Genomic DNA, 18441 nt, shown 5'->3' with positions numbered 1-18441 from the left:
AAATCAGCGGGTGGCGGGATACCTGTCCAGCACCTTGCGCACGTAATCCTGCGTCTCGCGAAAAGGGGGAATCTTGTAGCCGTGCCGCACGACCGCCCCCTCGCCCGCGTTGTAAGCGGCCAGGACCAGTTCGGTCTGGCCACTGAACTTGTCGGCCAGAAAGCGCAGATAGCGCACCCCGGTCTCGACATTGACGGCGGGCGTGAACAGGTCGGCGGAGGACGGGGCGCCAAAGCGCGCGGCGGTGGCCGGCATCAGCTGCATCAAGCCCAGCGCGCCCTTGGGAGACCGTGCGTTGGGCGCGTAGGCCGACTCCACCTCGATCACGGCCTGGACCAGGTGCGGGTCGATGGCATGGCGGGTGGCGGCCGACTCGATCACTGGCCACAGCGCTTCGTGGCGCCAACGGGGCGTCACCATCGCCGTGGGCCAGACCGCGCCGGACGGCACGGCACCAGCAGTGCGTGGGGCACGGATCACGCGCACGCTCGCCACGGCGGCCGCGCTGGCCACGGGATCGTCCGCGTCTGCCGGGTCAGCCGGCGGGTCGGGCAGCTCGACCGCCCGGCATTGCCCCACGATGGCCGGGTAGCGCTTGGCGATGTCGAACGCCACGCGCACTGGATCGGACTCCGGCCCCTTCACCCAGCAGTCGTAGGCGATGAGTGCGTTGGCGCCACACGCCTGCAGCGCCGCCGCTGCCACCAGCGCGTGACGCTGCCAGCGCACCATCACAACAGCCCCAGGTGGCGCAGCACCGGGGCACGGCTGGCAAAGAAGCAGCGGGCGCTGTGCGCCAGGCGTTCGGCCGGCATCTGGCCCTCGCCCTCGCCTTCGAACCGGGCCTGCATGGCCTGGACCATTTCGTCCGCGGTCTGCGCGCCCTGGCAGGCGGCACGGATCTGCGCCATGGCAAGCGGAGACCAGCCCATGGCCTGGCCGCTGGCGGCGCAGGACAGGTAATGCAGTCCATCGTCGTCCGGCCGCTGCATGACCGCCTTGTTGAAGCGCTGCACCGATTCCCGGGCGCTCTCGCGCAGTGCCACGGGCAGCGCGGGATGCACTTGGGCTTCGTTTTCCAGCAGCATCAAGGCGTCGACGATGAAATCCGCGCCCAGCGATGCCAGCTCGGGCCGGCGGGCCAGTTCGCGGGCGGTGGCGGGGCCTTCTGCCAGCGCGTCCAGCAGGCGCAGGGCAGTGGCGCCGTCCACATGGTCGGCGGCGGCATCGGACAACGGGCTCTCCCGGGTTTCGCTGCGCGCGGTGGCCAGGATCCAGGTCCTGTCCAGGCGGAACTGCGCATGCTGCTGCGCGCTGGCCTGGGGGGCGCCACGGGTGTACAGATCCCAGCGGAAGGACCGGTTCACCGCGAAGTCGCGCAGGGTCTCCCGCAGCACCGGGTCATTGACCCCCCGCAGCAACTCCCGCGTGGCCGGGGGCAGGATGGCCGCATCCACCTGCTGGGACAGCACCGCGGGCGCTGCGAACTCCAGCCCCGCCTCGGCCATCTCGGCGGCGACCTGGTGAAAGTGCATGGGGTGCCAGTCGGGATTGAAATACTCGTGCGCAGCGTAGTGCGGATCGAGCCGCCGCAGCCCGTACAGACGGGCCTGCACCGAGAGGTCGTCCGAGAAATAGGCGGGGTTCACCTTGGCGAAATCGTCGAGGAAATCCAGCGTTTGCGACAACCGCTCGATCGGCGTTGCGCTGACCGGAACCTGGCGCAATCCATGCAGGTTCACCAGTTCGCGCAGCGGCATCTGCGCGGCCCAGCCGGGCAGTGCGTTGTGGCTCACGAAGACGACGCCTCCCGGGCGCAGCCGCTCGGCGATGAAACGCATCACCACCTTGCGCAGCGGCGGCGAGATCCAGGAATACACGCCGTGCATGGAGATGATGTCCATGGGCGGCAGGTCACGATCGAGCAAGGTCTCGAAGGCGTCTTCGAACACCTCCACGTTCGACAGCCCCGCGTCCCGGGCCAGTTCGTTGGCATAGGCGACGTGATGGGGGTTGAAGTCGTTGCCGTAAAAGCGCATGTGCGGAAAGCAAGCCGCATGCGCCACCAGCGGCAGGCCGAACCCCATGCCCAGCTCGAAGCAGTTCAGGGGGGCTGACAGATCGGGGCCGCACACGCCGCGGGACTCCAGGGCCACGCTCATCTGCGCGGGCGAGAGGGCGCGGTAGTAGCCGCGGGTATAGGGTTCGCTGCGCACGTCGAGCACGGCGGGCTGGGGTGATTTCATCGGTCTTCCTCTGAGCGTTGGGACGGTGACAGGGCGTGTGCACCTTCGCTTTCGCGAAAGGCACCAAAAGCTGCGCCCATTGCAGCCGCAACGCGCAGCCAGGCCGGTCCAACAGTCGAAACGATGGCCGGAAAGGCGAAGCAGAGGCGCCATGTCGTCCCCTGCCCCACCCCATGCCGCGCATGCCGACGCCCCTGCGGCACCCTTCCCGGCGGGACTGGGTACGGGCCCTGAAACCACCGGAATCAAGGCCTTCGCGCCGCGGGCCGTGTCTTCGCCTGCGGTGCCGCGACGGCGGTGGCCCCAACCTACTCTTCGTTTGCCAGCCAACGAACCGGAGTACTGCGTTGAAGTCCACCGCCCCCATCTCTCGCAAGCCATCCGCCACCCCGGCCTGCGGCATGGGAGCCGTTCAGCGCGACACCCTCGCCGCCGTGCTGCTTGCCCTGTCTCTCACCGGGTCCGCTTTCGCACAGCCCTCCATGGGCTACATGAAAATGTCCCATCAGCTGGGCAGCCTCTCCAGCATTTCCGCCTCCGCCAGCCCCTTCGCCGCTCCGGCGACGGACCGGGCGCAGGGCGATGCCGCCGTGGCCACCCGGCCCGTCGCGATGCCATCGGCCCGGGCCACATCGCTGTCGGCCGCGCAGCCCCTGCCCCTGCCCCCCAGCGCCATAGAAGCAGCGGCCTGGGAGAAGGGCCGATTCGTCTACCGGGCGGAGAACAAGCGGATCGCGGACGTGCTGCAGGATTTCGCCGCCAGCCGCGGCACCCCCGCCATCGTGGCCGATGGCGTGGACGGCGTGGTCAACGCCAACTTCGATCTCAAGCCGCGCGAATTCCTTGACAGCGTCTCCCGGGCCTACAACCTGCTGTGGTATCACGACGGGTCGGCGCTGTACTTCTATCCGGGCCGCTCCATGCAAAGCCGCATGTTCCGGCTCAAGGGTTTCAACCGGGAACAGGTGGCGGAGCTGCTGCAGTCGTTCGACCTGGGCGACAAGCGCTACCCCATCCGGTTCAACGAGGCCAGCAGCACGCTGTATGCGTCCGGCCCACCCCGGCATCTGGAACTGGTGAGTTCGGCCCTCGAAGCGCTCGACGCGGGCGTGACCGACAACAACGCTCGCACGGCGCGCGTCTTCTCGCTCCAATTCGCCTCTGCAGGCGACCGGGCCGTGGGCAACACCACCGTGCCAGGCGTGGCCACCATGCTGCGCAAGCTCTACGGTGAGCGCGAAAAGGAAGGCGCCAGCATCGCCCCCCTGGTGCGGATGATGGACAAGGACAACGACAACACGCGCAAGAAACTCGGCGCGTATATCCCCCTGCCTTCGGCCAACCAGTTCCTGCCGCCGCTACCGCGCGCCACCAACCAGGACGCCAGCACGCCGGCCTCCGACCTGCGGCCGCTGACGCCCCCTGCGAAAAACCCGGAAGAAGACAACCAACCGCGTTTCGAAGCCGACGAAGGCACGAACTCGGTCGTGGTTTTCGGGCGCGCCGACCGCATGGCGGAGTTCGAGACCCTGATCCGCCGCCTCGACCAGAAACCCCAGCTCGTCGAACTGGAGGCCACGATCATCGAGGTCAATTCCGACAGTGTGGACGCGCTGGGCGTGAACTGGACCTTGCGAGGCAGTGACACCAATATCAGCATGAACCTGTCCAACAGCCTCATGCCTGCCGCAGCGCTGGGCACGATCGTGGCCGACGCGGGACGCCATCTGCTGGCCCGCGTCAATGCCCTGCAGGGCGAAGGCAAGGCCCGCGTCCTGTCCAAGCCGTCCGTCATGGGCGTCGCCAACCGGACCGCGGTCATGCGCGAAAAACGCGTGGCCACCGTGCGGGTGGCCGGCAATCTGGAAGCCAACCTGTTCCAGATCGAGGCCGGCACGCTGCTGGAGATGACGCCGCAGGTCACCCGCATGGATGGCAGCAACAACATCAAACTCACGCTCTACATCGAAGACGGAGCGTTCGAGACGAACGTGGTGGACCAGGTCCCCATCGTGAAGAAAACCGAGATCCGCACCGAAGCCCATGTGCGCGAGGGCGAGAGCCTGCTCATCGGGGGCATCACCGTGGAGTCGGAGCAGTCCCAGAACAACGCCGTTCCCGGACTTTCCAAGCTGCCGCTCGTGGGCGGGGCATTTCGCAACAACGAGCGCCAGACGCAGCGCACCGAGCGGCTTTTCCTCATCACGCCGCGCCTTCTCAACGCCGCCTCGCCTGCTCCTGTCGCCTTCTTGAATGAGGTTCGCAAGCCATGAAGCAGCTTCGCATACTGACCGGCCAGCATGCCGGCGCACAGATAAATTTGACCTCAACGCGCTACCTGATCAGCGCGGAAGACGCAGCAGATATCCAGCTCACCGACTGGACTTCGGATGCGATGTTGATCGAAGCGGGAGAGGACGGAATGATTCAGTTCGCGCTGTCGCCACAAGGCCCTGCCCCGGCATGGCTGCCCATGGAGGACTTCACGCCCCATCGCATGGGTGACATCGTGCTGTGCACCGGCCCCGGCAACGCCACCTGGCCCGCCAGCGTCGATCTGATCGCCCGTCTCAACCAGGTACCCGTCGTGGCGCCCCACAGCCGCAAGATGTCGCCCATGATCCTTTCGGCGGTGGTGGGAACCGCGCTCATGACTGCGGCGCTGAGCGCGGCCGTCGCGCCGTTGACCCCCTCCAAGAAGGATCGCCCCGCCACCGACTCCGTTGCCCGCGAGGCGGTGCCCAAGGAACCGCTCCTGGTGCGGGTTCAGCGCGCCCTGGCGACAGCTCCGGTCTCCGGGCTGGAGGTGGTGGCCCAGGCGGATGGCGTCGTCGTGCGCGGCCTGCTGGCCGAAGCCTCGGATGCGGACACCGTTCGCCAACTGCTGGCGCCTTTCAAATCGGAACGCATCGTGCACGCCTATGCGACGAGCAACGAAGTGGAGCAAAGCATCGCCGACGCGATTGCACGCCCGGGCATTCGCGTCCATCACCTGGGCGAAGGGCGCTTCAACGTCACCGGAGACACACAGAACCTGTCGGCGCTCAAGGACAGCGCCACGCGCATCGCGTCCGACCTGGCACCGCTGGTCAAGCGGATCGACGTGAGCGCGGCAGAACTTCCCCCTGCAGGCGTCAAGCGCATGAGCGCGCTGATGAACGCAGGGGACCTGCAGTACGTACAGACACGCGACGGCGTGAAACACCTCTCGCCACCGAATGCAGAGAGCCTGGCCGCCAACGACTGGTCGGTTTCCCGTTAACCCTTCACCCAACGAACGCCAACACCATGACTGCTTCCAACGAATCCATCATCTTCAGCGACCTCGCCAATCTGGACCAGGCGCTCACCGAGGACAAGAGTGGCGACCGTGCGCGGGCCATGATCCGCTACTTCGCGGAGATCGCGGATGAGAGCAGCGCCATGCTGAAGTCCACCCAGGTGGACGCCGAGCGCCAGCTCGTCACGCAGCTGATCCAGGCGTTCTACGCATCGCAGCGCGTGATCCAGCGGATCTGGGAAACCCTGCACGGCACCACCCTGGCCGTCTGAGACACAAGGAGCCCCTCCATGCTGGTCCTCGAAGCACCCGCCGCGGCCAAGAGCGCATATCCGGTGATCTACCGCAATCTCATGACCGTGGGCTTGCTGGGCACGATCTACCGGGTGGGCGAAGACGCGCAAACCATCCACTCCACCGTCGAGATGACGCTCGAAGACACCCACGGCTATTCGCTGTACCGCACCGTCGCCATGGCGATGGCCGGCCAGCTGGGCGAAGCGCGGGAGGCCCTCGCAGCGCGCATCGAGGAAGAGCCTCAGAACGGCGAGAACAAGATCGCCATGGCCGTCGCGATGCTCTTTGGCGGCGACAGGGGGTGGCGCTACTGGATCGACAACGTGCTGGCCACCCACGCAGACCAGGAGGTGCGCGAAGCCGCCTTCGGGGTGCTGAAGTACGTGGGCCAGCAAGGCCGGAGGGCCTCCCTGCACTGAACCGAAATTGGCACGGCGGCATCCGGCCGTCATGCCTCACCGAATGGAGGCCGCGCGGTGTGGCCTTCAATAACGCGGAATGTTCCGCACTTCACAAAGGAATTCATTATGTCTACCAGCAGACCCGATGGCGATACCCGTGCCCTGATGGCCCGCATGCAGCAGCAGCAAAACAACCAGAACGCCATGACGGCACTGCAAGCCGATCTGAGCGAGCAGCAAGGCAAGAACGCCGTCGTCTCCAACATGGCCGACGCGTTCCAAAAGAACTCCAAGGCCCTGTCGGACAAGCAAGCGCAAGGCGCGGGCTAAAGCAGCATCGCGCCATGGGCCGAAAAACGCTCATGGCGCTGCACTTCGTTTCCTCAACGTTCACTTCACAAAGGAATTCATTATGTCTACCAGCAGACCCGATGGCGATACCCGTGCCCTGATGGCCCGCATGCAGCAGCAGCAAAACAACCAGAACGCCATGACGGCACTGCAAGCCGATCTGAGCGAGCAGCAAGGCAAGAACGCCGTCGTCTCCAACATGGCCGACGCGTTCCAAAAGAACTCCAAGGCCCTGTCGGACAAGCAAGCGCAAGGCGCGGGCTGATGCTGCATCGCGCCATGGGCCGCACCGCTCATGGCGCAGCAAAGCCTTTTACTTTTTCCCTCACAGGAGAGCCCCCATGGTCAACAAAGCAGATGGCGACACCAAGGCCCTGATGGCCCGCATGCAGCAGCAGCAGGACAACCAGAACGCCATGACGGAACTGCAAGCCAAGCTGAGCGAGAGGCAAGGCCGCAACTCCGTCATCTCCAACATGGCCGACGCGTTCCAGAAAAGCTCCAAGAGCATGACGGACAAGCTTGCGCAGGCTGCGGGATGAAGCGATCGGATCCTCTTTGGATCCAAGGCGTTTCCCCCGCGCATGGATTGCAAGCCTGCCCCCAGCCGCCGCAGGCCATGCCACCTTTCATCACCACGATCGTGACCCTTCTGGCTTGCGCTTCGTACGTCGTACTGGTGAGCGCCGAGGCGGACCATCGACCGACGCCGGCGCAGGGCTGTACGCGAGCCCAGGCCGTCTATGCAGAAGAAACAGGAGTGTTTTTATGAATCCGAAATTTGAGCGCAAGGAATTCGTTACCGCGCTGATCAAACTGGTCTACCGGACCATCGCCCAGGGCATGAACGACGAGGCGTCGGACATCCTTGCCGGAATCCGCACGCTGCGCCCCAAAGTGGCGGAGCTGGACATGATCGATGGCTGGATTTCCTTCCGGCGCGGCGCCTACCGCGAATGCATCCAGCGCGTGCGCACCCTGGAGAACCACCCGGAGCAGTGGGGTTCCGCGAAAGCCATGATCGCCAACTGCCAATACATGCTGGGCGATCGCACATGGGAGATGACGCTGAACGAGCTGGAGCAAGGCAACGCCGGCCCGGATGCACTTGAACTGGTCAGCGGCCTGGTCATCAACCGGGCCCGGGCCGCGGGCACGTTCCAGGAAACCACCGAGGCCCCCAAGCCCGCCGAGGCCGCCAGCGTTTCCGCGTTCCAGATGCCTTTCATGTTCATGCGCGCCTGACACCCCTTCATTTCCGGAGAATCCACCATGGACCCCATCGGCAGCATTGGCGCGGCATCCAGTTCCCTCATCGTCGATCAGGCGTCCAGCCCCTCGATGAACATGAGCGCTGTCGCGGAGAAATTCGCTCGCATGATGAAGGACACGCCCCCACTGTCCTCCGTGGAGAGCGAGAGCCCGTCCACGCTGGGCAAGATGCTGATCAATCAGGACGAGTCCATCCGCAAGGAGATTCAGGACACGGCGGCGCTCATGCAGGCCGCGATCCAGCAGCCGCCCGGGGTGGACCTGACGGCGTACCAGGTCACTCTGATGTACCAGTTCGCCGGCACCCATTTCCAGGTCCAGGCGATGAGCAGCCTTGCGCAAACCGCCAAGACCGGCCTGCAAACGCTCATGCGCAACCAATAAACCCCTTTCAGCGAAGCACCCATCATGGCGCCATCCCTCTGCTCCCGCGCGGCGACCTATCGCCAGTTCGCGCGCCGCGCGCTGATCCCGCTGCTACTGTTGCTGGCCCTCACCGGCTGCAAGACGGACCTCTACACCAAGCAGACGGAGACCGATGCCAACGACATGGTGGCCGCCCTGCTGGAAAGCGGCGTGCAGGTGAGCAAGGCCACCACGGATGCCGGCAAGACCTGGAATGTGCAGGTCGACCAGGACGATGTGGTGCGCTCGCTGACCGTGTTGAGGTCCTATGGCCTGCCCCGCGAGCGCCACGTCACGCTCGGCGAGATGTTCAAGAAGGAAGGCCTCATCTCCACGCCGACCGAGGAGCGGGTGCGCTTCATCTATGGTGTGGCCCAGCAGCTGGAGGCCACGCTGTCGCAGATCGACGGCGTCGTCACCGCACGGGTGCACATCGTGCTGCCCAACAACGACCCCTTGGCATCCTCGGTCAAGCCGGCCAGCGCCTCGGTCTTCATCAAGTACCGCGAGAGCGCCAACCTGGCAGGGCTGGTCGCCGGCATCAAGAACATGGTGGCACGCAGCGTCGAAGGGCTGGCCTATGAGAACGTGACCGTCACACTCGTGCCAGGCATGCCTCTGAGCCCTGCCGTGCTGAAGGAAGAGTCCAACAACAGCCTGTGGATCGGCCTGGCCGCCTTGCTGTTCGTCCTTGCCGCGGCGGGTGGATGGCTGGCCTGGAAGCGCCCCGCCTGGCTGCCAGCGCCGCTGCGGCGCAAGGAAGCCAGCGCATCGCAGCCTGCCGTGGAGGCCGCCAAACCCAACCCCGCGCCAGCCACGGCGCCCGCGGGAGCCTCGGCATGACCCCCCTCCCCGACACGGCCGACGGCCTGGGGCGGCGGCCATGAGCCGGGCCAGCCAACTTGCCTCGCTGGCGCAGGCGCTCCAGTTGCGGCTCGAAGCCCTGCACGAAGGCATGGACCCGAGCTGGCGCGCCCCGCTCGGCCTGGCGCAGTCCGCTCAGGACTGGGACCAGGGTGCCGTGGGACAGCGCATGTCCATTGCGCTGTATGAACGCAGCTGTGGCCCCCTGCCTCCCCTGCCCTCCCTGGAGCACCCTGCCAGCCGGCTTGCGCTGATGGACCGGACAAAGATGCTGTCGCGGTTGTGCGCTCTCGCCCTGATGGGCCGGCCCGGTGTGTTGCGCTGCTGCGTCGAGCGCACGTCGCGGGCCGCGCTGCAGCAATGCCTGGGGCCGGCCTACGGGGCCCTGCGAGGCCTTCAGGAAGGCACACCCGTGCCCAGTGAAGTCGCATCGTGGACACCCCTCGCATGGGCCTGGGTCGGTTACCGCGAACTGGTGCGGGAAGGCGTGTGGCCCGACCGGGGATTGCGCCGGCTGGCCCGATTGTCTCTGCCCCTGTCGCGGCAGGACGAGCCCCGCGCCCGGCATGTGCCGGCGGCACTCAGCCCGGCCCATGCCCGCCTGGAGCGGCTGGAATCGCTGTTCGAAGGCACACCATGCTGATCTGGTCCAACCCGAACCGCGCCCAGCTGCGCACCGACACCGGCATCCTCCGGGCCCATGAAATCCCCACGGTGACCGGCGTACTGGGGCTGCTGGAGAGCGTCCGGGATGAATGCGCCGCCATCCGCGAGGAAGCCTGGGCCCAGGCTCAACGCACCGCCGACGAAGCCGAACAGTCGGCCCAGACCCTGTTGCAGCAGGCGCGGCAAGAGGCCGAAGCCCTGGTGGACGAGGCACGGCGCGAGGCGGCTGCCGAGCGAGAGCTGGGCTATGCCCACGGCGAGCGCGAAGCCGCCGCGCGGTGGCACGGCCGCTTCGCGCAGCTCAAGGCCACGCATGAAGCCGCCTGGCACGCCATGGACACCCAACTGGCCGGCGTGGTCGCGCTGGCCGTCGAGCGCATCGTGCAATCCGAATCGCGCGAAGCCCTGTTCCAGCGCGCCCTGTGGACCGTGAAGGATGCGCTGCGCCAGGCAGGAACGGCCAGCCTGCGCGTTCATCCGGACGAGGCCGAGGCGGCACGCACCGCCATCGCCTCGGCCGTGCGTGGGCCGAACGAGCCCGAGGTGCGCGTCGAGACCGATGCATCGCTCGCGCTGGGCTCCTGCATCTTCGAGTCCGACATCGGCCGGCTCGACACCAGCCTCGGTGTGCAGCTCGCTGGCGTGCGCTCTGCACTGGAGCGGGCCACCCGGTTGGCGATGGCCAATGCTTCGCAGGAAGCCAGCACGCCGCCAGACCCCGAAGAGATCGAGATGGAACCTTTGCATGAGGTCCAGCTGACGTCCGCCCACGAAGCCACGGAGTGGCTGGAGGCGGACGAAGCCGAAGCCGAAGCCGAAGCCGAAGCCGAGGAAGCGGAAGCGGAGGCGGAAGCGGAAGCGGAAGCGGAAGCGGAAGCGGAAGCGGAGGCGGAAGCGGAAGCGGAAGCGGAGGCGGAGGCGGAGGCGGAGGCGGAGGCGGAGGCGGAGGCGGAGGCGGAGGCGGAGGCGGAGGCGGAGTCGGAGTCGGAGTCGGAGTCGGAGTCGGAGGAGCCTCTCGTAGCCGAGGACCCGCTGGACACCGAAGAGTCGGTGCCCGAGCAAACCCTGGCATCCGTTGCACCGCCTCTGGCCCAGAGGGCAAACGACTCGCCCAACTGGTTCTCATCCGCCAAGCCGTTGCACAACGACGACGATGCGGTGGACTGGCTCGAAACCCTGGACCCGATGAGCGGGACTGCCGGCGACGGCGATGACGATGACGATGACGACGAGGAAAAGCACCATGCTTGAAGTCTCCGGACTGCCCCAATGGATGGAGCAGGAAATTGCCTCCGCGACCATCGTTCGCCGCAGTGGCAAGGTCGTCGAGGTGATCGGCACCTTGATGCGCGTGACCGGCCTGGACGCCAAGCTCGGCGAGCTGTGCCATGTGCTCGATGAAAGCGGTGGCCTGCTGCAGGCCGCCGAAGTGATCGGCTTTGCCAACGGCCAGAGCATCCTGTCACCGTTCGGATCGATCCTCGGCGTGCGGGGCGGCTCGGCGGTGGTCGGCCTGGGCGAGGTGCTGTCCGTTCCTGTGGGACCCAAGCTGCTGGGCCGGGTGATCGACAGCCTGGGCCAGCCCATCGATGGCAAGGGTCCGCTCGATTGCCTCGAGCGGCGCCCGGTGTTCGCCCTTCCGCCCACGCCGATGGAGCGGGAAATGATCGAGCACCCCTTGCCCACCGGCGTGAAGGCCATCGATGCCCTGCTCACCCTGGGCGAAGGCCAGCGCATGGGCATCTTCGCGCCGGCGGGGGTTGGCAAGAGCACGTTGATGGGCATGCTGGCGCGTGGCACGGAGTGCGACATCAGCGTGATCGCGCTCATCGGCGAGCGAGGCCGCGAAGTGCGCGAATTCGTCGAGTTCATTCTGGGTGAAGAAGGCATGGCGCGGTCCGTGGTGGTGTGCGCCACCTCCGATCGGTCGTCCAGCGAACGCGCCAAGGCAGCCCATGTGGCCACCGCCGTGGCCGAGTACTACCGGGACCAGGGCTTGAAGGTACTGCTCATGATGGACTCGCTCACGCGCTTCGCCCGCGCTCAGCGGGAAATCGGCCTGGCTGCGGGCGAGCCCCCTGCGCGGCGCGGCTTCCCGCCCTCAGTGTTCGCCGAGATCCCCCGTCTGCTGGAGCGGGCCGGCATGGGTGCGGTGGGCTCGATCACGGCGCTGTACACCATTCTTTACGAGGACGAGAGCGGTGGCGACCCGATCTCCGAAGAAGTGCGAGGCATTCTGGACGGCCACATGATCCTGTCACGCAAGATCGCGGCCCGCAACCAGTACCCGGCCATCGACGTGCTGGGCAGCCTGAGCCGCGTGATGTCGCAGATCGTGCCCAAGGACCATCAGCAGGCGGGCGGACACTTTCGCCGCCTCATGGCGAAATACGACGAGATCGAACCGCTGGTGCAGATGGGGGAATACAAGCCCGGCAACGATGCGCTCGCGGACGAGGCCATGCAGAAAATGCCCCAGATCCTGGATTTCCTGAACCAGGCCACATCGGATCTCTGGGATTTCGACCGATCGGTGGGCACCTTGGCACACGTGGCCAACGGCTGACCCCACAGCCCGCCAGCCGGGATCCGGCCAACGGTCAGGCCAGGCGGCGGGGCAAGAGACCGGCGAGCGAAGCGATGGCCATGCGGCCCACGCCGGGCGCCGTGCGCCATGCGAACCGCGCTGCCTGCCCCAGCAGGCCCAGCGGGCGCACGTGGCCGTCAACCATGTCCCGCCACAACAGCCCCGTCAGCAGGCGCGACAGATCGATGCCGAGGTACAGCGCCGCCAGCGCCAGGCATGCCACACGCCGGACATGGCCAATACCGAACGCGCGGGCCACATCGGAGGCCACATGGCGATGCCCCACCTCTTCCTCGCAATGCCAGCGCCACATCCGCGCCTCACGGCCATCGCCCTGCAGCCAGGCCGTTCCCTGCAGCACCTGCGCTGAGAGCAGCGCAGTCAGGTGCTCGAATGCCTCGGCCAGCGCCAGGCGTGTCGGCAGCGGCAGACCGGCCAGGTCCTGGACCGCCGCCGCGACCCGCCCCTCCAATTTGGATACCGGCACGCCGGTCTGCGCCAGGCGCTCGTTGTAACGGCGGTGCGCTCGCTGGTGGGTGGCTTCTTCCCGCACGAAGCGCAGGGCCTCGTCACGCAGTGCGGGAGCCGAGACGCCTTGCCCGCCGTCGGCCTGGAGCGCATCGGAGATGGCATCGATCACGAAGGCTTCGCCGGACGGCAGCAACAGCGACAGGGCGTCGAAGAACCGCGTGCGGAACATGTCTCCATTCCAGGGCACCACACGGGCTTGCGTAGCGCTCAAAGCAGCGCTCCGGCCCAGTGCGTGGCACGTCGCAGCACCGCAAACGGCAGGATGCGCCACAGCGGCCACGCCGCCGCGAGCGGCACGGTGCCACGCAGCAGAACGCCGTGGTCCAGCGATTCCGCATGCGGGAAGTAGTCCGGCCGCACGCCGACGATCTCGCGAAAGCCCTTGCGATGGTAGTACCGCAGCTGGGCATCGGCCGGCAGGCCGCCGCGGCGCGAATGCACATAGGTTTCCGCATCGGGCGCAAGCCCTTCCTGCAAGGCCCGGCGCAATCCGGGCACTGGCGATCCCAGATAGATGTCGCGCCAGCCATGCCGAAGCGCATGGGGCCAGAAGAACCGGATCAACTGGCAGGCCGCTTCCGGGTCCACGCTGGTCAGGCTGATCCCGAAGAGGCTGCGGCCAGGCTTCGCGCCGACCGGTTGTCCTGCGCAATCGTGCCAGGACCGGGCGGCCACCAACGCCTCGCGGCAGGCCGGCTTCATGAAGAGCGACGCCAGCGCCTCTCCTGTTTTCGGGCAGAACGCACCCACGCACAGATCGGGATGGGCCAGGATGCGACTGCGCAGAGCCGCTTTGTCGGCGGCTTGCTCCGGCGTCCATTGCCGGGCTTCCAGGCGCAGCAATTGCGGAATGTCGTCCAGCCCCAAAAACCGCGCACGGGGCCTGCTCGCCACCTGAGCAATGCCCTGGGGCGCCATGGCTGGCGAACGCACGCTGCGCGACGGCATCCAGGAGCCCGCCGGCGCAGCGCGCCGAATCTGCATATCGAAAGACATGGGGTCGGATGATCGCCAGCCCGTATGAAAGGCTGATGACACCCCGTGCAATCGGCCACCGCTGGCCTGGCCCGCTCGCTTGTCGGTCGATCGCTTCGCATGCCGGCTGCCTGCGCTGGGTATGGCTGCCTACCCTGGAGGCATCCCGATCAACGCGAGAACGCCATGAACAGCCTTATCCTGAAAAGCCCCCCTACAGAACTGCGCCCGGTAGCGGGCGGCCTCTTCGCCTGGCTGAGCGCCAAGGCCTCCAGCGCCCATCGCCTGCGCCGCGCATCGTCCCATCGCATGGGTGGCGCGTCCTTGGCGCCTGCCGCAAAGCAAGCAGCCGCCCGGCCGGCCGAGCACCCCGTGCGGGACCTGTCCGAGGGGCAGGCTGGCGTGCCGGTGGTGCGTGGCACACAGGGCCTGCTCGACATCTGCGAGGACGGACTTTTCCCCGGGTTGCGCAAGATGGTGCTGCGGGGTGAGTTCAGCGACGCGGATCTGCAGCACCTGCCCGGGTCGCTTGAGGAGCTGGAACTGCTGCATTGCAAAGGCATCAGTTCCGCAGGCCTGGCACAACTTTGCCAGTTGGATCTGCGCTCGCTCACGGCCCGCCATCTTCACATCGATGCGCAAGGCGCCGCGATCCTCGCAGGCCATCCCACGCTGCGCTGCCTGGACCTCAGCCACAACCCGATTGGCGATGAAGGCGCTCGCGCGCTGGCTCGAAACCCCGGCGTGCAAACGTTGCGGCTGAACGACTGCGGCATTGGCAATGCGGGCGCCACCGCCCTGGCCGCCAACCCCCACCTTCAGGTGTTGGAGCTGCGCAGCAACCCAACGTTGGGCGCCGAAGGCATCCGCGCCCTGGCCCGCAGCCACGGCATGCGTTCGCTCGACCTGAGCGACAACCGGCTGCGCGACCCGGCCATTGCCCCGCTGGGCAGCAACCGCAGCCTGACCCACCTGGTACTGGGCGGCAACCTGATCGGCGAAGACGGTGCCCGCAGCCTGGCGGCACACCCGTTCCTGGAATCGCTGAACATGCAACGCAACCGGATCGGGGACCAGGGCGCTGGCGCTCTGGCGCGCATGCCACGTTTGCACACACTGGTGGCATCGGGCAACGGCATCGGCACGGCCGGTGCGCAAGCCCTGGCACAGCACACCGCCCTGACCACCTTGGACCTGCGCCACAACCCGATTGGCGATGCAGGTGCCCAGGCGCTGGCCGACGCCCCGTCCCTCGTCTGCCTGGATGTGGGCAGTTGCCAGGTGGGCAATGCCGGCGCGTGCGCATTGGGCCGCTCCCGCACGCTGACGCGCCTGGTCCTGCGCAACGACATGGCCGGCACCGTGCAGATCACGGAAGCCGGCGCTTGCGCCCTGGCGGCCAGCACCTGCCTGACCGAACTCGATCTGGAGGGCCACCAGATCGGCTCCGGCGGTGCCCGGGCCCTGGCGGCCAATCCCCGGCTGCAGAAGCTGAATCTGGCCCGCAACCGGATCGGCGAGTCGGGCGCGCATGCGTTGGCTGGCAACCGCACGCTGGCATCGCTGGACCTCTGGAGCAACCCGTTTTCCGAGCGGGGAAACCGCGCGTATGCGCAAACGCATCGCGCATTGATGACGGCCCTCGGTTGAGGAACTCCGGCAGCGCCGGATCAACCGAAGGCTCCTGCCGCAAAGCCAGGGCAGGGCCCGGCCGTTGAGGCATGCCTGCTTCGGCTTGGCGTGCAGTCCGATGGTCGGGCAGGCAACAGTTGCCAGCCCGCAGGGCCCCCACTCCCTCACTCAATCGGATTTGGGCTTGACCCAATGGGTCAGTTCATCCCGGTGCTGCAGGGTGCGAAGGGTCTGATCGACCATTCCCTGGATTTGCGCGATCTCGCCTCGGTGGATACCAGCGCCAGCCGCACCGCCTCGCAACAGCTGCTGAGCGATCTGCAGGTCGGCCAATTCCGGCTTGCTGGCGTCCCGTAGTCCAGCCAGCGTGTCAATCGCCGCACTGAGGTACATCGCGTCATCGCCCCCCTGCTCGGAAATCACGCCCTGCAGCTCTTCAGCCAGGGCCACCAAACCATTCTGCGCGTGATACGCCGCATTTGACAGCCGTACCAGCTTGTTGTCTCGCCACTTGTCCAGGGAGTCCGTCAGGCTGTGCGATGCACCGCCCAGGTACTCCTTGCTCGCCTGCCAGACAAAATCGTTGGAGGAGCTCTGGCCAGCCTGCTGCAGCATGTAGCCCTGCGATCGCAGGGATTCGCCTGGCAAGGCGGAATTGGAGCCGCCCCGCCCCAATTGCCCGACCAAGGCGCCGATGCCGGTCGAGGCAACGCCCGCCATCACATTGGACGCCAGCGACCGGCCCATGTCGCTGATCCGGGCACGAACGTCGTCGCCATTGGGCAACCATGATCCGCTGGTGCGCCAGGGGCCGACCCAAAAGTGCTGCGTCAATGCCAGCGTTTCCTTGGCCACCTCCGCTCCATAGCCAGGCAACCCTTTGATGTCGGCCAGCCCCGCCGCTGGCAACCCGGGCTGGGGCAAGCTTCTGGCAAACACGTTGGCCTTTCGCGTTCCTCCGGCGAAATCATCCAGATTCGCATAGGCCACCGACTTGCCCATGCCCAATGCCAGTTTGGTCATGCCCCCCCCGAGCCCCGAAGCCCATAGCGAGTGCGCGAACACCAAGGCGGGATTGGTGAACGCGTAGATCGGCATCACCTGCCGGCGCAGCACATTGAAGCCCGCCGTCATCAGCGGCTGGGCCAATACCCCCCACTGTTTGCCATCCAGTGCCGCCTGCAGCGCGGTCACCGACTTGCGCCGCAGGTCCGCCTGGGCCTTCAGCTCGTTCATCGTGGGCAAATGCCGCGGACCACCGAGCGAGTCTGCCGTCACCGGCCTCCAGAACTCCTTGCATTTTTTCACCATCCGGATCTGTACCGGGCAAGGGTCGGGGACCAGCACGTGAGGATCGATGGCCTTGAACTGGGGAAAGTTGGCCAAGGCTGCTCGCCGGTCCATGGCCGACAGCAACGTGGTATCGACCATGTGCGCGGTGAGCCCCCCGAGGGTGCCGCCTGCGAGCGCCGGGTCGTACTGGTTGCTCAACTCTCCGATGTTCACCGATTGGCCTTCGGCATTCAGGCCCGAGCGTGGACCGATCGCGGTGGCCATCGCATTGGTGGCAGGCGAACGCGCCATCGAACTCAACAACTGCCGCGCAAAGTCGTACCCCGCAGGCAAGGCCGCATCGCCAGCCCGCAGCGAGTAGCCCTCGGCCCCGGCGGCCTCCTGCGCATTGGCATGCTGCCGGGCCCATTCCTCGTACACTGCCGCCATTTCGCGCTGCTGCTCGTTTTCTGTGCGAAACGGTATGTTACGCAGGAAGGCCACCAAGCGGTCGCCCGCGGACAGAGCGGTACGGTCTGAGGTCGGGGGGTCGACCACCACATGCGGCATGCTGGCCTCCAGATCCACCCTGTCGACGGCGATGTCTTGCACCGGCGCCTGCACATCGGTCACCTGAGCCGTCGCGGGCTCTGGCGTCTGGCCTCGCCATCCCACCTGTCCCGCCAGGGCATGGGCGCCGGTCCATGCAGCCCCCACGCCTTGCGCCATGCGCCACCCACCCGACTGCAAGGTCTGGCCAATGGTTTCCATCCAGCTGCGGGAGGTCCCGGCGTTGGCCAGGCTTTCATTCGGAGATGGCATGTCGATGGCGACGTAGCTTCCGGACGCCGACGGGGAGTTGGTGCTCCGTCCGGGCAACACTGTCCGGCGCACCGGAGTGGCCGACTCGGTGGTGCCTGGCGTGGCGCGCGGGCTCAAGCCCTGGTGCTCGAGCGTTTGCGTCGGGGGCCGCTCGGTCGTGTGGCTGGCGGCCGTGGTGTTGGCATCGGTCCGATGGGGGATGGTCCGGATGCTGCGGCCAGTGATGTTCGGGTGGTCCATGGGAGTGTCCTTGGGTCCAGAAGTTCGTGAAACGGAGAGTCCGCCGGTCTCAAGCCGAGGAAGGCGCTGGCGCGGGTTCGTCCAGCAGTGCCTGAAGCACACTGGCCCCGATGCCATTGAGCATGTCCATGGCGGTGGCCGCGTCTTGAGGCGCCTCGATCCAGGACAGCGAACTGAGCTGCAGCATGCCCTCAGCGGATGCTCCCAGATACCAGCCAAACTCCTTCAGGACCACGGCCTGCAGCGTCAAAAGCTTCAAGACCTCCGGACCGGCAAGCTCTTGCGCCGCGACCGGCAGCAGCACTTCGGGCAGCACCGCGGCATGCTCGGGGTGCAAGTGGAAACGGCCGGCCAAGCCGGCCGGCCCGCTGATAACCCGCGGGGCCACCAGGAGAAGGCCGTCTTCCGCCCGCAGGCCGATGTGCACGGCCAACTGGGTCAGGAAATCGATCTGGGCGCGCGTCGCGGCCTCGGGCACGCGGGCAACGGTGGATGGGGCGCTCATGGGAGTGTCCTATGACGAATTGAGTGGGGGGTGTGGGAGAGAAATCAGGGCACGGAGGTGGCACCGACGGAAAGACATTGCACTGCCGCTGCTGC

At 66.8% G+C, this 18441-nt stretch carries 20 protein-coding genes; 14 read left to right on the top strand and 6 right to left on the bottom strand.

Annotated elements, in window-relative coordinates; translation table 11 throughout:
- Positions 1-3 precede the first annotated feature (3 nt).
- A complete protein-coding gene (locus R1Z03_RS18780) occupies positions 4-732 on the bottom strand; it encodes a lytic transglycosylase domain-containing protein (protein WP_317353858.1) in 729 nt (242 codons plus the stop codon).
- Positions 732-2246, bottom strand: a complete 1515-nt coding sequence (locus tag R1Z03_RS18775; protein ID WP_317353855.1) for a class I SAM-dependent methyltransferase — start codon at positions 2244-2246, stop codon at positions 732-734. Before R1Z03_RS18775 ends, R1Z03_RS18780 begins: the two co-directional genes overlap by 1 nt.
- Positions 2247-2593: 347 nt before the next feature.
- Here R1Z03_RS18775 and sctC point away from each other — a divergent pair, with 347 nt between their 5' ends.
- From sctC to sctN, 13 genes are all read left to right on the top strand, one after another.
- Positions 2594-4519, top strand: coding sequence for a type III secretion system outer membrane ring subunit SctC (gene sctC, locus R1Z03_RS18770; RefSeq protein WP_317353852.1), 1926 nt, complete (start codon positions 2594-2596; stop codon positions 4517-4519).
- Positions 4516-5508, top strand: a complete 993-nt coding sequence (locus R1Z03_RS18765; RefSeq protein ID WP_284431039.1) for a secretion protein — start codon at positions 4516-4518, stop codon at positions 5506-5508. The genes sctC and R1Z03_RS18765 overlap by 4 nt, the downstream gene beginning before the upstream one ends.
- Positions 5509-5534: 26 nt before the next feature.
- The gene (locus tag R1Z03_RS18760; protein WP_272565616.1) at positions 5535-5798 is read left to right on the top strand and encodes a hypothetical protein; all 264 of its coding nucleotides are present in this window, start codon (positions 5535-5537) and stop codon (positions 5796-5798) included.
- Positions 5799-5816: 18 nt separating this feature from the next.
- Entirely contained in the window at positions 5817-6242 is a 426-nt protein-coding gene (locus R1Z03_RS18755; RefSeq protein WP_317353849.1) for a hypothetical protein, read from the top strand.
- Between the two features lie 108 nt (positions 6243-6350).
- Positions 6351-6554, top strand: a complete 204-nt coding sequence (locus tag R1Z03_RS18750) for a hypothetical protein (protein WP_272565620.1) — start codon at positions 6351-6353, stop codon at positions 6552-6554.
- A gap of 82 nt (positions 6555-6636) precedes the next feature.
- Entirely contained in the window at positions 6637-6840 is a 204-nt protein-coding gene (locus R1Z03_RS18745) for a hypothetical protein (RefSeq protein WP_272565620.1), read from the top strand.
- A gap of 76 nt (positions 6841-6916) precedes the next feature.
- Positions 6917-7117: a hypothetical protein gene (locus R1Z03_RS18740; RefSeq protein WP_272565621.1), complete on the top strand. Its 201-nt coding sequence runs from the start codon at positions 6917-6919 to the stop codon at positions 7115-7117.
- A 226-nt stretch (positions 7118-7343) separates the two neighbouring features.
- A complete protein-coding gene (locus R1Z03_RS18735) occupies positions 7344-7820 on the top strand; it encodes an HrpB1 family type III secretion system apparatus protein (RefSeq protein WP_272565622.1) in 477 nt (158 codons plus the stop codon).
- Positions 7821-7847: 27 nt separating this feature from the next.
- Positions 7848-8231, top strand: a complete 384-nt coding sequence (locus R1Z03_RS18730; protein ID WP_284431036.1) for a type III secretion protein — start codon at positions 7848-7850, stop codon at positions 8229-8231.
- A gap of 24 nt (positions 8232-8255) precedes the next feature.
- Positions 8256-9095: a type III secretion system inner membrane ring lipoprotein SctJ gene (sctJ, locus tag R1Z03_RS18725; protein WP_284431035.1), complete on the top strand. Its 840-nt coding sequence runs from the start codon at positions 8256-8258 to the stop codon at positions 9093-9095.
- Between the two features lie 40 nt (positions 9096-9135).
- Positions 9136-9759: a type III secretion protein HrpB4 gene (locus tag R1Z03_RS18720; protein ID WP_284406598.1), complete on the top strand. Its 624-nt coding sequence runs from the start codon at positions 9136-9138 to the stop codon at positions 9757-9759.
- Positions 9753-11033, top strand: a complete 1281-nt coding sequence (gene sctL, locus R1Z03_RS18715) for a type III secretion system stator protein SctL (RefSeq protein ID WP_317353840.1) — start codon at positions 9753-9755, stop codon at positions 11031-11033. The genes R1Z03_RS18720 and sctL overlap by 7 nt, the downstream gene beginning before the upstream one ends.
- Positions 11026-12348 (top strand): type III secretion system ATPase SctN, encoded by a 1323-nt coding sequence (gene sctN, locus R1Z03_RS18710; protein WP_284406600.1) that lies wholly within the window; start codon positions 11026-11028, stop codon positions 12346-12348. Before sctL ends, sctN begins: the two co-directional genes overlap by 8 nt.
- Positions 12349-12382: 34 nt before the next feature.
- Here sctN and R1Z03_RS18705 read toward each other — a convergent pair whose 3' ends face one another.
- Both R1Z03_RS18705 and R1Z03_RS18700 read right to left on the bottom strand, forming a co-directional pair.
- Entirely contained in the window at positions 12383-13111 is a 729-nt protein-coding gene (locus R1Z03_RS18705; protein WP_284431033.1) for a metal-dependent hydrolase, read from the bottom strand.
- A complete protein-coding gene (locus R1Z03_RS18700) occupies positions 13108-13818 on the bottom strand; it encodes a hypothetical protein (protein ID WP_317353834.1) in 711 nt (236 codons plus the stop codon). Before R1Z03_RS18700 ends, R1Z03_RS18705 begins: the two co-directional genes overlap by 4 nt.
- Before the next feature lie 243 nt (positions 13819-14061).
- On the opposite strand from R1Z03_RS18700, the gene R1Z03_RS18695 reads away from it, so the two are divergent.
- On the top strand, positions 14062-15525 hold the full coding sequence (locus R1Z03_RS18695) for a ribonuclease inhibitor (RefSeq protein WP_284431031.1): 1464 nt from the start codon (positions 14062-14064) through the stop codon (positions 15523-15525).
- A gap of 150 nt (positions 15526-15675) precedes the next feature.
- Here R1Z03_RS18695 and R1Z03_RS18690 read toward each other — a convergent pair whose 3' ends face one another.
- On the bottom strand, positions 15676-17841 hold the full coding sequence (locus R1Z03_RS18690; RefSeq protein ID WP_317353831.1) for a hypothetical protein: 2166 nt from the start codon (positions 17839-17841) through the stop codon (positions 15676-15678).
- A gap of 49 nt (positions 17842-17890) precedes the next feature.
- A complete protein-coding gene (locus tag R1Z03_RS18685; RefSeq protein ID WP_284431029.1) occupies positions 17891-18346 on the bottom strand; it encodes a hypothetical protein in 456 nt (151 codons plus the stop codon).
- Positions 18347-18441 lie beyond the last annotated feature (95 nt).

It is taken from the genome of Acidovorax sp. BLS4, from assembly GCF_032929295.1.
Lineage (GTDB): Bacteria > Pseudomonadota > Gammaproteobacteria > Burkholderiales > Burkholderiaceae_C > Paracidovorax.
Note: the sequence above shows the minus strand (reverse complement) of the source record. Positions and strands in the feature narration are given on the sequence as shown.